The organism is Bradyrhizobium sp. I71 (genome assembly GCF_022354745.1).
GTDB classification, from domain to species: domain Bacteria; phylum Pseudomonadota; class Alphaproteobacteria; order Rhizobiales; family Xanthobacteraceae; genus Bradyrhizobium; species Bradyrhizobium liaoningense.
Map to the genome: position 1 here is coordinate 7,743,609 of NZ_CP059398.1, position 15,277 is coordinate 7,758,885.

A 15,277-nucleotide genomic window follows, 5' to 3' on the forward strand; every position below is an offset into this window, starting at 1 on the left:
CGCTCAGGTGCAGCGCGCGCTCAGTCCGGATGCGCTCAGTCTCGCCATCACCTCGTCGAGATGCGCGCTGTCGCGGGTCTCGATGACCAGCTGCAGCAGCGTCGCCTTGGCCGGAAGATCCGAGAACGTCCGCTGATGCGAGACCTCGATGATGTTGGCGCCGGCTTCGGCCAGCAGCGCGGCCACGGCGGCAAGCTGCCCGGGGCGATCAGGAATATCGAGCGACAATTGCGTCAGCCGCCCCTCGCGCGCCAGCTCTCGGGTGAGGACGGAGGCAATCAGCCGCGTGTCGATATTGCCTCCGCTCAGCACCAGGCCGACCTTTTGGCCGGCAAAGCGGGACGGATCGGACATCAGCGCGGCGAGGCAGGCGGCGCCGGCACCCTCGACCACCGTCTTCTCGATCGAGATCAGGGTTGCGACCGCACGCTCGAGCTCGGCTTCGTTGACCAGCGCGATGTCGTCGACGAGACGACGGACGATTTCAGTGGTGATCTTCCCCGGCGATTTCACCGCGATGCCTTCGGCCAGCGTATCGCCGCGCGCCGGCAGATTGCCGTCATGGATCGCGTTGTACATCGATGGATACAGCCAGGCCTCGACGCCCAATATCCGCAGCGACGGCTTGATCGATTTCGCGGCAATGGCGATACCGCTGATCAACCCGCCGCCGCCGATCGGAACGACCAGCGTGTCGAGATCCGGTACCGCCTTCAGCATTTCCAGCCCGATCGTGCCCTGCCCCGCGATGACAAGCGGATCGTCATATGGGTGGACGAAGATCATGCCGCGCGCTTCACCGTGGCTGCGCGCGAAGGCGGCCGCCTCTTCCAGCGTCGCGCCCGTGACCACCACCTCGGCGCCGTGATGCCTGGTGTTCTCGATCTTCACCATGGGCGTGCCGATCGGCATCACGATGGTGGCGGGAATGCCGAGCCGCTTGGCGTGGTAGGCGACGCCTTGCGCGTGGTTGCCCGCGGACATTGCGATCACGCCCCGCACGCGCTCTTCCGGCGTCAGCGCGGTGAGCCGGTTGAGCGCGCCGCGCTCCTTGAACGAGGAGGTGAACTGGAGGTTCTCGAATTTCAGCCAGATGTCGCAGCCGCAGATACTGCTCAGTGTTCGGCTATGGCTGCAGGGCGTCTCGACGACGGCGCCGCGGATGGTCTCGGCGGCGGCAAGAATGTCGCTTGGTGCGACCGGAAAGCCGCTGAGATCGGACGTGCTTCGGGACAAGTCAGCCATAGGACAGCATAGAGCATTTGGCCGGCTCAGGCGATAAGCCAGCCGCTATTTGGTAAATTCACGCGATCGCGAGGCGCGCCACAATGTCCAGAGCGTGCGCAGCCGCGACGACGGCTGCAGCGTAAACGGGTTGCGTTCCGGACGCGACAGGCGCTCGAGATCGGCCTGCGCCTGGCTCAGCGGCAGAAACGCCGGCCGCATGGACGGTGCCACCTGCGCCAGCAGCGACGAAGCCGTCGTCAGATGCTGCCGGGCTTCACCCGCAAGCTGCTCCAGCACCGCATGGAGATTGGGTGTATCCGTGCCGGCGAAGACATCCTCGATGCTGCAATTGTGCCTCTCCATCAGCTGCTGCGGCAGGAACAACTGCCGATGCGCGGCATCGCGTGGCAAGTTGGCGATGACCTGCACGATGCCCTGCGCCAGCCCGGCATGGCGGGCGAGATGCTCGACCGCCTCGGACGGCGGTCCCAAAACCTGCGCCGCCAGACCGAACAGCGCCGATGAGGTCGCGGCCAGATAGCCTTCCAGCGCGGCCATGGTCGGCATCGGGTCGTTGTAGAGATCGAACTGGTGCTCGTCGGCAAGCAGCGACAGCGGCTCGACCGGCAGGTTGAAATCACGGATCGCGCGGAGCAGCTCGGCTGCCACCGGATTGCCCTCGGCGCTGCCATGGACATGGCCCGACAGCATGTCGGTCCACCATTGCAGGCGGATCTCGCCGGGCAAGGGCTGGCTCACCTGGTCGCGGACGCGGACGATCTCGACGTTGAAGGCATACAGGGCCAGCAACGCACGGCGCTCGGCGACCGGCGCGAACAGGGTCGCGGCGTAACGCGGAAAGTCATGGCTGCGCACCAGATCGGCGCAGAAGGCAACGGAATCGGGCGGCGGCGCAGGGCTGCTCATGGCACGGCGATCAGCGCAGCGGCAACCCGCCGCCGTTCGCCGATCATGATGTTGTAGGTGCGTACGGCGGGTCCGGTCTGCATCGTGTCCAGCACCACCCTCACCGCCTTGAGCGCCTGACGCAGCTCCGGCGGCGGCAGCCACAACCCGGTTCCGGTGCCGACCAGGAGCGTGTCGATGCTGTTGGCCGCCGTGAAGACCCGATCCAGCGAATAGCGGTCGATCTTCGCGGGGTCCGTCACGTCCCAGGCCCAGACCGCGTCCGGCAGGCAGAGCAGCGAGCCCCGATGCGACATGCCGGCAAAGGCGAAGCCGCCCTTGCCATAGGCATCGATCGGCGCCGAGCGCGGGAAATGCGGAGCATTGGGATCGCCGGCCATGAGCTTCGTCCGAATGGGCTTACTGCCCCCGCAAACTCCTGCGAGGGCACGAGGTTCGGATCATGCCTTGTTTTTCTTCGCCGGCGTAGTCGCTTCCACCGCATCTTCGCGATGCTCGCCGACGCCGAGGTAGATCAGGATCGGGGCCGCAATGAAGATCGAGGTGTAGGTACCGACCAGCACCACGCCGAACATCATCACTGCGGTAAAGCTGTGGATCGCGTGCCCGCCGAACAACAGCAGCGCGAGCAGCGCCAGCGTCACCGTGAAGTGAGTGATGATCGAGCGCGAGAGCGTCGAGTTGATGGACTCGTTGAGAAGCTGCGGCATCGGCATCTTCTTGTAACGCCGCAGCATTTCACGGATACGATCGTAGATGACGACGGTGTCGTTGAGCGAATAGCCCAGGATCGTCAGCAGTGCGGCGATGCTGGTCAGGTCGAAATCGACCTGGCTGATCGACATGAAGCCGATGGTCAGCACGATGTCATGCACGTTCGCGATCATGGCGCCGAGCGCGAACTGCCATTCGAAGCGGAACCAGAGATAGACCAAGATGCCTAGGATCGCGAGCATCAGACCGAGCATGCCATAGGCCAGCAGTTCGCCTGAGACGCGCGGGCCGACCACCTCGACGCGGCGATATTCGACGGAATCGCCAAGCGCGGCGCGAACCTTCTGCACGGCCTCCTGCTGGGCAGCGTCGCCGCCCGGCTGCTCCGCGACGCGGATCAGGACGTTCTCGGGTCCGCCAAACTGCTGCAGCTGGACTTCGCCAAGACGCAAGCCATCCAGCGTCGTGCGCATCGCCGCGATGTCGGCGGCGCCGGACTTGGCCCGCACTTCGAGCAGCGTGCCTCCCTTGAAATCGATGCCGAAATTCAAGCCATGGGTGAAGAACAGCGTGATCGCGACGATCGACAGCAGCGCCGAGATCGGGAAGCTGATGCGGCGGAAGCGCGTGAAGTCGAAATGCGTATCGTCAGGGACGATGCGCAGCGACGGCAGCCAGCCGAACACCGAGACCACGGTGAGGATGGCAATGAGGACGCCGAGCCCGATGAGAACGGTGTGAGTCACGATCAGGCTCCTAGATCGGCACGCTCTGCGGCCGCTTCCACCGCACCCACCAAGCGACGATCAGCCGGGTCATGGTGAAGGCGGTGAACACCGTGGTGATGATGCCGATGCCGAGCGTCACGGCAAAGCCGCGCACCGGACCGGTGCCGATGTAGAACAGCACCGCGGCGGCAATGAAGGTGGTGATGTTGGAATCGAGGATGGTCGCGAGCGCCCGCTTGAAGCCGGCGTCGATGGCCGAGATCGCGTTGCGGCCGCCGCGCAGCTCCTCGCGGATACGCTCGTAGATCAGCACGTTGGAGTCCACCGCGATGCCGACGGTGAGCACGATGCCGGCGATGCCGGGCAAGGTCAGCGTGGCATTGAGCAGCGACAGCAGGCCGAAGATCATCGCGACGTTGATCGCCACCGCGATGTTGGCGAACACGCCGAACAGACGGTAGGTCAGCAGCATGAAGACGATGACGAGGATCGAGCCGACATAGGCCGCAAGCTCGCCCTTCTCGATCGAATCCTGGCCGAGGCCCGGACCGACGGTGCGTTCCTCGACCACCGTGAGCGGCGCCGGCAGCGCGCCGGCGCGCAGGAGAATCGCGAGATCGTTGGCCGATTGCACCGTGAAATTGCCGGAGATCTGACCCTGGCCGCCGGTGATCGGCTCGCGGATCACGGGCGCCGAGATCACCTTGTTGTCGAGCACGATCGCGAAGGGCAGTCCGACGTTCTCCGTCGTGGCCTGCGAGAACTTGCGCGCGCCCGAGGTGTTGAACTTGAAGCTGACGACCGGCTCGCCCGTGCGCTGGTCGAAACTCGCCTGGGCGTCGGTCAGGTCGCCGCCGGCGACGAGCACCTGCTTCTTGACCACGTAGGGCGTGGGCGGCGGCGATGCGCTCATCAGCAGCTCGGATTCCGCCGGCAACCGCCCCTGCTGCGCCTGGTCCGGCGGCACGGAGGTGTCGACCATGCGGAATTCCATCTTCGCGGTCTTGCCCAGCAGTTCCTTCAGGCGCGTCGGGTCCTGAAGACCCGGGACCTGCACCAGGATGCGGTCATTGCCCTGGCGCTGGATCACGGGCTCGACGGTGCCGAGCTCGTTGACGCGGCGTTCGACGATCTGGATCGACTGCTCGATGGTCTTGCGCATGCGGTCGAGCATCGCGGCCTGCGGGATGCTCAGGCGGATCACACCGCCGCCGGCATCAGCCACCTCGAGGTCGCGCTGACCGCTGGATCCCATGAGGCCGCCCAACGGCTGGGACAGCTCCCGCAGCTTGGCGAGTGCAGCCTGCGCATCGGATTCCTTGGTGATCCGAACCTCGACCGCGTCGTTGCGCACGGTGACGCCGCCGGTGAAGCCGATCTTGGCATCGCGCAGCGTCCGGCGAACGTCGTCGCGGACCTGGTCGAGCCGCTCCTTCTTCACGTAGTTGGAATCGACCTCGAGCAGCAGGTAGGAGCCGCCCTGGAGGTCGAGGCCGAGCACGAGCCTGCGCTGCGCCCAGGCGGGCCAGGTCTTGACCTCCGCCTCGGGGAAGAAGTTGGGGATCGCGCAGAGGCACACGATCAGCGCCGTCAGGATAATCCCCAGCGCCTTCCACCGCGTGAAATACAACATCGACTGGACCTGTCAGATCAGGAGACTTGAGAGACTCGCGCGAGCGCTCACTTCGCCGCGGTGTCGTCCTTGGCGCTATCCTTCGAGCTTTCTTTCGCCGGCTCGCCCTTGGCTCGCACGCCGGAGATCATCTGGCGCATCTGCCGCACGCGCACGCCGTCGGAAATCTCGAACTCGATCTGGTCGTCGTCGACGACCTTGGTGACCTTGCCGACGAGGCCTCCCGAGGTCACGACGGTGTCGCCGCGGCGGATGTTCTTCACGAGCTCGGCGTGGTCGCGGACCTTCTTCTGCTGGGGACGCAGAATCAGGAAGTACATGATCACGAAGATCAGGGCGAACGGCAGCAGCGACATCAACATGCTGTTGGTGTCGCCGGCGCCCGCGGCCTGGGCATACGCAGGGGTAATCAGCATTCGGACGATCCTCGTGAGAACGGGGGAAAGCCGGTCAGGCCCTCGAGGGCGACCGGTTCGGTCAAATTCGCGCGGACTATAGCGGCCATTGCCCCAATTGCAACGCTGCCAGACCGCCCTTTTGGGCCACCTTGCGGCGCGCCGTGAGGCCCGATAAGGCTGCGTTCTCAGGAACTTCGGACATGCCCAAAAAACCAAGCAAAAGCCCGGCCGGCAAAGGCCCCCGCACCCCTGCCAAGAAGCGCGCCCGCGTCGCGGCAAAACGCCCCACGGCAACCTCCAAAGCCATCGCCAAGGCAGCCCCAGACCTCTCGCAGGAGCGCATCGTCCGCGCGCTGGAGACGATCGCGGCGCACCTCTCCGCCCAGGGCATGCCGGCCGCCGAGCGCGAGTCGTTCGAACGGGCGGATGCCTATGTCTGGCATCCCGACGGCCGCCTTGCGGCCGTGCCGCGGGTCAGCCGCGTCGAGCTGTTCCTGCTGAAGGGCGTCGACCGGATGCGCGACATCCTGATGGAGAACACCGAGCGCTTCGCCAATGGCCTGCCGGCCAATAACGCCCTGCTCTGGGGTGCGCGCGGCATGGGCAAGTCGTCGCTGGTGAAGGCAGCGCATGCCAGCATCAACGCGGAGCGCAAACCGGCCGACAGGCTGAAGCTGATCGAGATCCACCGCGAGGACATCGAGAGCCTGCCCGCGCTGATGGATCAACTGCGGGCCTCGTCCTTCCGCTTCATCGTGTTCTGCGACGACCTCTCCTTCGACGGCAACGATGCCTCCTACAAGTCGCTCAAGGCCGTGCTCGAAGGCGGCATCGAAGGCCGGCCCGAGAACGTCATTCTCTACGCCACCTCGAACCGCCGCCACCTGCTGGCGCGCGAGATGATCGAGAACGAGCGCTCGACCGCGATCAATCCGGGCGAGGCGGTCGAGGAGAAGGTGTCGCTGTCGGATCGCTTCGGCCTCTGGCTCGGCTTTCACCGCTGCAGCCAGGACGAATATCTCGCCATGGTGCGCGGCTATTGCGGCCATTTCGGCGTCAGGATCGACGACGAGACGCTGGAGCGCGAGGCGCTGGAATGGTCGACCACGCGCGGCTCGCGCTCGGGCCGCGTCGCCTGGCAGTTCGTGCAGGAACTGGCGGGACGGCTCGGCGTGAAGCTGACGGCGAAGTAGTCGAAACTGCCACCACACAAGCCACGGTCATTCCCCGCGAAAGCGGGGATGCCGCGCTTCCCGGCAAGAGCACAACTGTCTCTGGAATACTGGATCGCCCGCTCCAGTGCGCAATTGCGCACAGGGCGGGCGATGACACCGTTCGTATAGTGAGAGCCTGGCGAAGCCTCACGCCCCGTTCAGGAATTGAAGCGGATCAACCGGGCTCGATCCCTTGCGGATCTCGAAGTGGAGCTGCGGCGACGCCACCTCCCCGGATTGACCCGACTTGGCAATGACCTGGCCGCGCTTGATGGTGTCGCCGCGCTTCACCAACAGCTCACTCGCATGGGCATATGCGGTGACGTAGCCGTTGGAGTGCCGAACCAGGACCAGATTGCCGTAACCTTTCAGCTCGTTGCCGGAATAGGCGACGACGCCGTCTTCAGCTGCCTTGACCGGCGTCCCTTCGGGCACCGCGAGATTGATGCCGTCATTGGCCTTGCCATTGGTCTTGGCGCCGTAGCTCGTGACCACCTTGCCGCGGACCGGCCAGCGGAAGGTCGGCAGCGCGCCGGTGGCCTCCGCGGCCTTCGCCGGCGTCTCGGCGGGTTTCTCTTCGACATTGGCCGTCGCCTGGGCCAGGCGCGCGCTCTGCACCGGCGCGGCCGCCGCCATCTTGGTGGCAGGCGCGGGAGCAGCCGCGACGGGCTGGAGCGTTCCCGCAACGGGCGCAGCTGTGGCCGGTGCTGCAGGCGCCGCGACGGCGGCAATCTTGGCACCGGGCACGGTCAGCCTGGTGCCGAGCTTGAGTTTTGCAGACGGATCGAGGCCATTGGCACGGGCGAGTTCAGCCGCCGAGACGTGGTTCTTCCGGGCAATGCTGGCGAGCGTGTCGCCACGATTGACGAAATGGGTGCTCGGCGGCGCAGCCATGGCCGCGACCGGCTTGGCCGCGGGCGCTGCCGCAACGGGCGCCATCGCCGGCGCGGGCACCGGCGCAGCGGCCGTCGCCGGATGCGGGATGATCAGCTGCTGGCCGGGCGAGAGCGCGCGCGGCCCCTTGTAGCCGTTGGCGGCAAGGATCGCCTGCGGCGTGACGCGATAGCGCTTGGCCAGCACGTCCAGCGTATCGCTGGTACCGACGATGATCTTGGTCCCGCCGGCCGGCTGGGCGGCCGCAACCGAGCGCGGCGGCACGGTGGCCGTGGTCTCGAGATGCGGCTGCGCCGGAGGCGCATAGGAGCCGACGCCGCGTCCGCCACCGGACACTCCCCCACCCGACGCGACGGGATAGGATTGCGGCGCGGACACTGCCGGCGCCGGCAGGGGCTGCGACTGATAATAGCCGGGCTGCGTCTGCGGCCGCGTATATTGCGGCAGCTCACGCTGCGGCGGCGGCGCCTGCTGCACCGATCCCGTGGATTCCGAGGCGAAGGGATTGGAGAAATTCGTCTGGGACAGACGCGACGACATGTCGGCGCTGCACCCTGCAAAGCTGAAGGAGATCAGCGCCAGCGCCGCGACCTGCGGCACGCGGCGCGAGTAAAGCAACTCGGCGACAGCGGACATGGTTACTCACTCGTACGCAACAGAACTGGTGTTTTAAGTAAACACCTGCCGAGTAAATAACGGCTTAACCCTCCCAATAAGGTGTTGGCGGCACAGCCGATCCGGGGTTCTACAGTTCCCGCGCCACCCCGGGCAGTGCCGGTACGAAGCGGACCTCGACGAGTTCCCTCCGCTCGATTCCGGTCTCGCTGCGGGTCAGGCGGGTCAGCGTCTGCACGCCCTGATGCGGGCCAACCGGGGCGATCAGGATGCCCCCGACCTCCAGCCGCTCGATCAGGTTGTCCGGAATCTGCTCCAGCGCGGCGGTGACGATGATGCGGTCGAACGGACCGATATTGGGAGGCAGATTGAGACCGTCGCCGAGCATCACCTCGACATTGTGACAATCGAGCTTTTCGAGTCGGGCGCGTGCCGTGTCGGCGAGCTTGCGATAGCGCTCGACGGTCAGCACCTGGCCAGCGAGCCGCGACAGCACGGCAGCCTGGTAGCCAGACCCGGTGCCGATTTCGAGCACCCGGTGCTGCTTTTTGAGCTGGAGCTGCTCGGTCATGTAGGCGACGACGAAGGGCTGGCTGATGGTCTGCCCGCAGGCGATCGGCAGCGCGCTGTCACGATAGGCGCCGTCGCGATCGGCGTCCTCGACGAAAAGCTCGCGCGGCACCTCCTCCATGGTCCTCAGCACGGCCTGATCGCTAATGCCCCGACGCCTCAGCGTCAGCTGAAACATCATCTTTTCCGGTGGGTGCTGATGGGACGTCATAGCTGCTGTTGCTCATCTCGTCTGGCGCATTGCGTACTGCACCGCAAGAACCCGAGACGAGAATCTTGTTCCGGCTCAGGAACTCATGATAGCCTTTCGGCGCAGCATTTGACCACAACCGGGCTTTCAAAGCGCTAAGCCGTTTGCGGGTTTGCGTTCGCCGAAACGCGCATTGCGTCCCCTATCGTTATCTGCGAACGTTCATGAGAATGGGCAAGGACTCACCTATGACTGCGACAGGGCTTTCGGGCCGCTCTGTTTTCCTCGTCGAGGACGAGGTCATGATCAGAATGATGGTCGCGGACATGCTGGAGGAGCTCGGCTACAAGGTTGCCGCCGAAGCGGGCGACATCACCGAGGCCATGCGGCTTGCGCAATCCACCGAGTTCGACCTCGCCATCCTGGACGTCAACGTCAACGGCAAGGTCATCTCGCCGGTGGCCGACGTCATCATGGCGAAGGGCTGCCCGTTCATCTTCGCCACCGGTTACGGCTCTTCCGGCCTGCCCGAACAATACCGCGATCGGCCGTCGCTGCAAAAGCCGTTTCAGCTCGATGCGCTCGGCAGAACCATCGAAGCCGCGCTTCGCGGCGGCTAGAGCGTTTTCGAGCGAAGTGGACACCGGTTCGCGTCTTAGAAAACGCGTCAAGAACAAGAATCTAGAGCCCCGTTCCGATTCCATCGGAACGGCAAAGGATCGAGCCCTATTTCAGCGTGAGGCTCAGCTCTTCCGAAAACGCCTCGTTGGTGCGATCGAGCCTGAGCGGCGTGACGGAAACGTAGCGCTCGCGCAGCGCCGCGAGATCGGTGCCGTCGGCGGGCGTATCCATCATCGCGGTGCGCTCGAAGCCGATCCAGAAATAGGGATTGCCGCGGCCATCCCTGCGCTCGTCGATCTTGAGGAAGCCGAGATTGCGCTTGCCCTGGCGCGTGACGCGGACGCCCAGCACATCCTCGGGCGCACAGGACGGGAAGTTGACGTTGATGACGGTGTCTTTGGGAACGCCGGCAGCGATCACCTTGCGCAGGATGTCGGGCCCGAATTTGCGCGCGGTGTCCCACGGCGGCCGTTCACGGGTCTCGACACTGAATTCCTGCGACAGTGCGAATGACGGCAGCCCCAGGATGGTGCCCTCCAACGCGCCGGCAATGGTGCCGGAATAGACCACGTCCTCGGCGACGTTGCGGCCCTTGTTGACGCCGGACAGCACGATATCAGGCAGCTTGGCACCCAGGATATGGCGGGCCCCCATGATGACGCAGTCCGTCGGCGTGCCGCGCACGGCAAAGTGCCGCGGGCCGACCTCGCGCAGGCGCAAGGGATCGTTCAGCGACAGCGAATGCGACACGCCGGACTGGTCGAGCTCGGGCGCCACCACCCAGACGTCGTCCGACAAGGCGCGCGCGATCTCCTCCACGACCTTGAGGCCGGGAGCATGGATGCCGTCGTCATTGGTGCAGAGAATGCGCATGCGATAGGTCGATTCCGAAAACCGTTTGATCTGTCATATCCGGCCGTGGCCCATCAGGCAAACCGGCAGATCAGGGCCCGGCAGCAGGTTCCCGGCCTGGTCCCGCTAGCGGCGAATGCGCCATTGCGGCAGGAATCGCGCGAGCCGGCCCTCCGCACGCAGTTGCATCGCCGGCACGACCGGATTCACGACGGGAGCCTCGATCACCCCGAGCGCCTCCAGCTGCGCGACGAACGGGTCAGGTGTCGGCGCCTGCGGAAACCGTTCGCGTGCCACCGTCAGCGCCTTGTCAAAATCCGCAGCATTGACTCCGGGCTTGGCCCGTCGGCTCTGCACGAGATCGTCGTCCCAAAGCCGCGCGATCTCGATGTCCAGGACGCCGCGGAGACGCTGATCGATGGCCTGGATCCCGGCACCTGTCACAGCCCATTGTCTGCCGATCCAGAAGATGTCGCGGTGCAAGGGCATGAAGGATGGGGTCGCGTTGAGGGGCCGGCAGGATAGCCGGCCGTCCGATCTTCGCAACGCGATTCTCGTCATGCCGCGTTTTCGGACGCGAACCGGTGCCCACTTCGCGGGAAAACGTTTTAGTCGCGCGCAATCACCTTCAGCCCGCCCATATAGGGCTGGAGCACGCTGGGGACCGCGATCGAGCCGTCCTCCTGCTGATAGGTCTCCATCACGGCGATCAACGCGCGGCCGACCGCAGTGCCGGAGCCGTTCAGCGTGTGCACGAAGCGCGGCTTGCCATCCGGCCCGCGCGAGCGCGCATCCATGCGGCGTGCCTGGAAGTCGCCGCACACCGAGCAGCTCGAGATCTCGCGGAACATGCCGCCGTCGCCCTGCCCGGGCATCCAGACCTCGATGTCATAGGTTTTCTGCGACGAGAAACCCATATCTCCTGCGCAGAGCGTCATCACGCGATAATGCAGGTCGAGTTTCTGCAACACCTGCTCGGCGCAGGACAGCATCCGCTCCAGCTCGTCCTTGCTGGTCTCGGGCGTCGTGATCGAGACCAGCTCGACCTTGGTGAACTGGTGCTGGCGGATCATGCCGCGCGTGTCGCGCCCCGCCGCGCCCGCCTCGGCGCGGAAGCACGGCGTCAGCGCGGTGAGCCGCATCGGCAATTGCTTCTCGTCGAGAATCGACTCGCGCGCGAGATTGGTGAGCGACACCTCGGCGGTGGGAATCAGACCGAGGCGCTCGGTCTTCAACCGCTCAAGGTCGGGCGAGGCGAGCAGTTCGCCCTTGATCGCCCAGAACTGGTCGTCCTCGAATTTCGGCAGTTGCCCGGTGCCGAACATCACCTCGTTGCGCACCAAGAGCGGCGGATTGATCTCGGTGTAGCCATGCTCGGTCGTGTGCAGGTCGAGCATGAACTGGCCGATGGCGCGTTCGAGTCGTGCCAGCCCCTTCTTCAGCACGACGAAGCGCGCGCCGGAGAGTTTGGCCGCCGCCTCGAAATCCATATAGCCGAGCGCGGTGCCGAGATCGTCATGCAGTTTTGGCGCAAAGCTGTAATTGCGCTTGTTGCCGAACACGTGGTGCTGGACGTTGCCGTGCTCGTCGACGCCGTCAGGCACTTCGTCGAACGGAATGTTCGGGATCGCCGACAGCTCTTTTGTCAGCTCCTCGTCGGCAGCCTTGGCGGCGGCTTCGAGCTGCGGCATCGTGGTCTTGAGGTCGGCAACCTCGGCCATCAGCTTGGCGGCGCGCGCCTCGTCCTTGGCCTTCTTGGCATCGCCGATCTCCTTCGAAGCCGCATTGCGCCGCGCCTGCGCCTGCTCGGAGGCGAGGATCGCCGCACGCCGCCTCTCGTCGATCGCCAGCAGCGAGGCCGACATCGGCTTCAAACCGCGCCGTGCGAGGCCGGCGTCGAAGGCTTGCGGATTGTCGCGGATCGATTTGATGTCGTGCATGGCTGTGGTCCTAGGGAAGCCGCGTAAACGGCCAACATCTAATGTTGACAATCTACATCAGCGCCTCCCCTAGCACTCTGTCATCGCCCGCGAAAGCGGGCGATCCAGTATTCCAGAGATGCTGGCGATTCCCCGAGGGGGCGCGGCGTACTGGATTCCCCGCATGCGCGGGGAATGACACCGAGAGTGTGGGCCCCTACTCCGCCGGATTGGCCGGCGTCGACACGTCGGTGCCGGTGGCAGCCTGCGAAGCCGCTGCCCTCTTCTCCACCATCCCCACCGCGATGATCGAGCCCTCGTAGAGCGCCATCAGCGGAATGGCCAGGGAGCACTGGCTGAGCACGTCGGGAGGCGTCAGCACGGCCGCGATGACGAAGGCCATCACGATGAAGTAGCGGCGCTTCTCGCGCAGCATCTTCGAGGTGACGATGCCGATCCGCCCGAGCAGCGTCAGGATCACCGGAAGCTGGAAGGCGATGCCGAACGCGAAGATCAGCGACATCATCAGCGACAGATATTCGCCGACCTTGGGCAGGAGCTGGATCTGCGCGGTCTCGTCGCTGCCGGCCTGCTGCATGCCGAGCGAGAAGCGAACCAGCATCGGCAGCACGACGAAATAGACCAGCGCCGCGCCGAGCACGAAGAAGAACGGGGTGGCGACCAGATACGGCAGGAAGGCCTGCTTCTCATGCTTGTAGAGCCCGGGCGCCACGAACTTGTAGATCTGCGTCGCCACGATCGGGAACGAGATGAAGCCGGCGCCGAACAGCGCGAGCTTCAGCTGTGTGATGAAATATTCCAGCAGCGCGGTGTAGATGAACTTGGAGTTCTCGGGCCCTGCGACCCACACGAACGGCCAGACCAGAACGTTGTAGATCTGCTTGGCGAAGAAGAAGCAGAAGATGAAGGCAATGCCGAAGCCGAGCAGCGCCTTGATCAGCCGCGAGCGCAGCTCGATCAGATGGTCCATCAGCGGGGCTTTGCTGGCCTCGATATCGGCGTCGGTCATGACGCTTTGGCGTCCTTGATCGCCTCGGACGGCGCGGTGTCCTGCGCAACCGGTGCCTGTTCGACGTCACGGGTGATCGCGAGCGGCTCGTTCGCGGCCGCATGCGCTTCGGCTTCCATGAAGGTCGCAGGCGTCGGCGTTTCCGGTGCCGTCGGTGTGACGGGCGGATCGATGGCGGTGGCGGCAGGTGTCTCGGCCGGCTTGTCCAGCGCATCGACGCGGAGCGCGTCGCTTACGTCCTTCTGCAGCGAGGTCAGCGGATTGTTGCTGGTAAAGCCGGTCGCGGCTTCCTTGACCTCGTCAAAGCTCTTCTTGAGGTCGGCCATCTCGGCCTCGCGCATCGCTTCCTGGAACTGGCCCTGGAACTCCGCGGCTATCTTGCGGGCCTTGCTCATCCATTGCCCGACCATGCGCAACACGCCCGGCAGCTCTTTCGGGCCGATGGCGATCAGGGCCACGACCCCGATCAGGACCAGTTCACTCCACCCGATGTCGAACATGAGGTCTTCCGTTCACGCCAGCCGGAGCCGGCCCAATCCTCGCGCGCAGGATCGGGGCCGCTACCCGTGTCTCGCGTGCTCTCTGGCTCAGACGGCCTTGCTGCCGACGTCGGACCGTGCGGCAGTCGGCGCACCATTGTGCTCGATCGACTTGGCCGGCTCCGGCTTCTCGGCGGGCTTGTCGTCGTCCTGCATGCCCTTCTTGAAGGCCTTGATGCCCTGCGCCACGTCGCCCATCAGATCCGAAATCTTGCCGCGGCCGAACAGCAGCAGGACCACTGCGATCACCAAGATCCAGTGCCAAATGCTGAGTGAACCCATCCTGCAACCCTCCAAACGCGCATGGCCGGGGACCCGGCCGATCTTCACCGAAACCTAGGCTTGGCAGGTCTCAAAAACAAGGACCAAGGCAGCGCCAATTCGCTGTCGCCACTACGCAATCTTGCTAGTGTTAACTGGTCGCAGGGCCCGTAAGCGGACGGGCATCACTCCTCGGCGCCGCCTTCGCTGCCGCCCTCATTGCCGCCTTCCGGCGCCTCGGGCTCGACCGCAGGCGCCAGCGCGAGATCGAGGTCCTCGCCCGGTTCCAGCGGATCCTCGTCCTCGCGCAGAGCCGGGTCGTCGGACGGCGTCGGCACGCTAAATCCAGTCGGCAGCCGCGAATCCAGCAGGCCCGTGCCCTTCAGCTCTTCGAGGCCCGGCAGGTCGCCGAGCTGTTCCAGGGTGAACTGGGATAGGAATTCCTCGGTGGTTCCGAAGGTCAAGGGGCGACCGGGCGTCTTGCGGCGGCCACGCGGCTTGATCCAGCCGGTCTCCAGCAGCACGTCGAGCGTGCCCTTTGAGGTCACGACACCGCGGATCTCCTCGATCTCGGCACGTGTCACCGGCTGGTGATAGGCGATGATCGCGAGCACCTCGATCGCCGCACGCGACAGGCGGCGGGTCTCGGTGGTCTCCCGCGTCATCAGCCAGGCGAGGTCGCCGGCCGTGCGGAAGGTCCATTTGTTGGCGACACGCACGAGGTTGACGCCGCGCGAGGCATAATCGGCCTGGAGCTGCTCAAGCGCGGCCTTCACGTCCACCCCCTCGGGCATGCGCTTGGCCAACGTCGCGGTATCCAGCGGTTCACTCGACGCGAACAGCAGCGCTTCAAGCAGCCGCAATTCTTCAGGACGTGCCTGGGATTCGTTCTCCATCGGCTCGGCCTCTTCTACCCGCACTTCAGCCAGGCTTGCCATGGCAGAT

At 65.2% G+C, this 15,277-nt stretch carries 17 protein-coding genes; 2 read left to right on the forward strand and 15 right to left on the reverse strand.

All coding sequences use genetic code 11. The features are described 5' to 3' along the window. Nucleotides 1-3: 3 nt before the first annotated feature. From FJV43_RS36730 to yajC, 6 genes are read right to left on the reverse strand one after another with little or no spacing between them, the layout of a single operon-like run. Nucleotides 4-1,245, reverse strand: coding sequence for a threonine ammonia-lyase (locus FJV43_RS36730; protein WP_028179507.1), 1,242 nt, complete (start codon nt 1,243-1,245; stop codon nt 4-6). A gap of 45 nt (nt 1,246-1,290) precedes the next feature. Beyond that, the gene (locus FJV43_RS36735; protein ID WP_239623741.1) at nt 1,291-2,154 is read right to left on the reverse strand and encodes a phytoene/squalene synthase family protein; all 864 of its coding nucleotides are present in this window, start codon (nt 2,152-2,154) and stop codon (nt 1,291-1,293) included. Next, nucleotides 2,151-2,534 carry an Mth938-like domain-containing protein gene (locus FJV43_RS36740; RefSeq protein WP_239623742.1) on the reverse strand — a complete coding sequence of 128 codons (384 nt, stop codon included), beginning with the start codon at nt 2,532-2,534 and terminating at the stop codon, nt 2,151-2,153. Before FJV43_RS36740 ends, FJV43_RS36735 begins: the two co-directional genes overlap by 4 nt. Before the next feature lie 60 nt (nt 2,535-2,594). Then, the gene (gene secF, locus FJV43_RS36745; RefSeq protein ID WP_239623743.1) at nt 2,595-3,614 is read right to left on the reverse strand and encodes a protein translocase subunit SecF; all 1,020 of its coding nucleotides are present in this window, start codon (nt 3,612-3,614) and stop codon (nt 2,595-2,597) included. 10 nt (nt 3,615-3,624) lie between these two features. Beyond that, nucleotides 3,625-5,229 (reverse strand): protein translocase subunit SecD, encoded by a 1,605-nt coding sequence (secD, locus tag FJV43_RS36750; protein ID WP_239623744.1) that lies wholly within the window; start codon nt 5,227-5,229, stop codon nt 3,625-3,627. Nucleotides 5,230-5,276: 47 nt separating this feature from the next. Then, nucleotides 5,277-5,645, reverse strand: a complete 369-nt coding sequence (yajC, locus tag FJV43_RS36755; protein WP_028179502.1) for a preprotein translocase subunit YajC — start codon at nt 5,643-5,645, stop codon at nt 5,277-5,279. Nucleotides 5,646-5,827: 182 nt separating this feature from the next. Between yajC and FJV43_RS36760 the strand changes: the two genes are divergently transcribed. Then, a complete protein-coding gene (locus FJV43_RS36760; protein ID WP_239623745.1) occupies nt 5,828-6,820 on the forward strand; it encodes an ATP-binding protein in 993 nt (330 codons plus the stop codon). Nucleotides 6,821-6,988: 168 nt separating this feature from the next. On the opposite strand, the gene FJV43_RS36765 is transcribed toward FJV43_RS36760, so the two are convergent. Continuing rightward, nucleotides 6,989-8,371, reverse strand: coding sequence for a LysM peptidoglycan-binding domain-containing M23 family metallopeptidase (locus tag FJV43_RS36765; protein WP_239623746.1), 1,383 nt, complete (start codon nt 8,369-8,371; stop codon nt 6,989-6,991). Nucleotides 8,372-8,480: 109 nt separating this feature from the next. Continuing rightward, nucleotides 8,481-9,131: a protein-L-isoaspartate(D-aspartate) O-methyltransferase gene (locus FJV43_RS36770; RefSeq protein ID WP_194393812.1), complete on the reverse strand. Its 651-nt coding sequence runs from the start codon at nt 9,129-9,131 to the stop codon at nt 8,481-8,483. 227 nt (nt 9,132-9,358) lie between these two features. Here FJV43_RS36770 and FJV43_RS36775 point away from each other — a divergent pair, with 227 nt between their 5' ends. Continuing rightward, nucleotides 9,359-9,730: a response regulator gene (locus FJV43_RS36775; RefSeq protein WP_239623747.1), complete on the forward strand. Its 372-nt coding sequence runs from the start codon at nt 9,359-9,361 to the stop codon at nt 9,728-9,730. 106 nt (nt 9,731-9,836) lie between these two features. On the opposite strand, the gene surE is transcribed toward FJV43_RS36775, so the two are convergent. From surE to scpB, 7 genes are all read right to left on the reverse strand, one after another. After that, entirely contained in the window at nt 9,837-10,604 is a 768-nt protein-coding gene (surE, locus tag FJV43_RS36780) for a 5'/3'-nucleotidase SurE (protein WP_239623748.1), read from the reverse strand. A 105-nt stretch (nt 10,605-10,709) separates the two neighbouring features. Beyond that, the gene (locus FJV43_RS36785) at nt 10,710-11,072 is read right to left on the reverse strand and encodes a hypothetical protein (RefSeq protein ID WP_239629782.1); all 363 of its coding nucleotides are present in this window, start codon (nt 11,070-11,072) and stop codon (nt 10,710-10,712) included. A 119-nt stretch (nt 11,073-11,191) separates the two neighbouring features. Continuing rightward, the gene (serS, locus tag FJV43_RS36790) at nt 11,192-12,523 is read right to left on the reverse strand and encodes a serine--tRNA ligase (protein ID WP_239623749.1); all 1,332 of its coding nucleotides are present in this window, start codon (nt 12,521-12,523) and stop codon (nt 11,192-11,194) included. 196 nt (nt 12,524-12,719) lie between these two features. Further along, on the reverse strand, nt 12,720-13,532 hold the full coding sequence (gene tatC / locus FJV43_RS36795) for a twin-arginine translocase subunit TatC (protein WP_239623750.1): 813 nt from the start codon (nt 13,530-13,532) through the stop codon (nt 12,720-12,722). Further along, the gene (gene tatB, locus FJV43_RS36800) at nt 13,529-14,032 is read right to left on the reverse strand and encodes a Sec-independent protein translocase protein TatB (protein WP_239623751.1); all 504 of its coding nucleotides are present in this window, start codon (nt 14,030-14,032) and stop codon (nt 13,529-13,531) included. Before tatB ends, tatC begins: the two co-directional genes overlap by 4 nt. A gap of 87 nt (nt 14,033-14,119) precedes the next feature. Then, on the reverse strand, nt 14,120-14,353 hold the full coding sequence (locus FJV43_RS36805; protein ID WP_018317874.1) for a twin-arginine translocase TatA/TatE family subunit: 234 nt from the start codon (nt 14,351-14,353) through the stop codon (nt 14,120-14,122). Between the two features lie 164 nt (nt 14,354-14,517). Beyond that, entirely contained in the window at nt 14,518-15,270 is a 753-nt protein-coding gene (gene scpB, locus FJV43_RS36810) for an SMC-Scp complex subunit ScpB (RefSeq protein ID WP_239623752.1), read from the reverse strand. Nucleotides 15,271-15,277 lie beyond the last annotated feature (7 nt).

What these genes read in the sequence shown, in the direction of transcription:
- FJV43_RS36730 (WP_028179507.1), bottom strand. Translation starts at nt 1,245, where the DNA reads ATGGCTGACTTGTCCCGAAGCACGTCCGATCTCAGCGGCTTTCCGGTC.
- FJV43_RS36735 (WP_239623741.1), bottom strand. Translation starts at nt 2,154, where the DNA reads ATGAGCAGCCCTGCGCCGCCGCCCGATTCCGTTGCCTTCTGCGCCGAT.
- FJV43_RS36740 (WP_239623742.1), bottom strand. Translation starts at nt 2,534, where the DNA reads ATGGCCGGCGATCCCAATGCTCCGCATTTCCCGCGCTCGGCGCCGATC.
- secD (WP_239623744.1), bottom strand. Translation starts at nt 5,229, where the DNA reads ATGTTGTATTTCACGCGGTGGAAGGCGCTGGGGATTATCCTGACGGCG.
- yajC (WP_028179502.1), bottom strand. Translation starts at nt 5,645, where the DNA reads ATGCTGATTACCCCTGCGTATGCCCAGGCCGCGGGCGCCGGCGACACC.
- FJV43_RS36760 (WP_239623745.1), top strand. Translation starts at nt 5,828, where the DNA reads ATGCCCAAAAAACCAAGCAAAAGCCCGGCCGGCAAAGGCCCCCGCACC.
- FJV43_RS36765 (WP_239623746.1), bottom strand. Translation starts at nt 8,371, where the DNA reads ATGTCCGCTGTCGCCGAGTTGCTTTACTCGCGCCGCGTGCCGCAGGTC.
- FJV43_RS36770 (WP_194393812.1), bottom strand. Translation starts at nt 9,131, where the DNA reads ATGACGTCCCATCAGCACCCACCGGAAAAGATGATGTTTCAGCTGACG.
- FJV43_RS36775 (WP_239623747.1), top strand. Translation starts at nt 9,359, where the DNA reads ATGACTGCGACAGGGCTTTCGGGCCGCTCTGTTTTCCTCGTCGAGGAC.
- surE (WP_239623748.1), bottom strand. Translation starts at nt 10,604, where the DNA reads ATGCGCATTCTCTGCACCAATGACGACGGCATCCATGCTCCCGGCCTC.
- FJV43_RS36785 (WP_239629782.1), bottom strand. Translation starts at nt 11,072, where the DNA reads ATGCCCTTGCACCGCGACATCTTCTGGATCGGCAGACAATGGGCTGTG.
- serS (WP_239623749.1), bottom strand. Translation starts at nt 12,523, where the DNA reads ATGCACGACATCAAATCGATCCGCGACAATCCGCAAGCCTTCGACGCC.
- tatC (WP_239623750.1), bottom strand. Translation starts at nt 13,532, where the DNA reads ATGACCGACGCCGATATCGAGGCCAGCAAAGCCCCGCTGATGGACCAT.
- tatB (WP_239623751.1), bottom strand. Translation starts at nt 14,032, where the DNA reads ATGTTCGACATCGGGTGGAGTGAACTGGTCCTGATCGGGGTCGTGGCC.
- FJV43_RS36805 (WP_018317874.1), bottom strand. Translation starts at nt 14,353, where the DNA reads ATGGGTTCACTCAGCATTTGGCACTGGATCTTGGTGATCGCAGTGGTC.
- scpB (WP_239623752.1), bottom strand. Translation starts at nt 15,270, where the DNA reads ATGGCAAGCCTGGCTGAAGTGCGGGTAGAAGAGGCCGAGCCGATGGAG.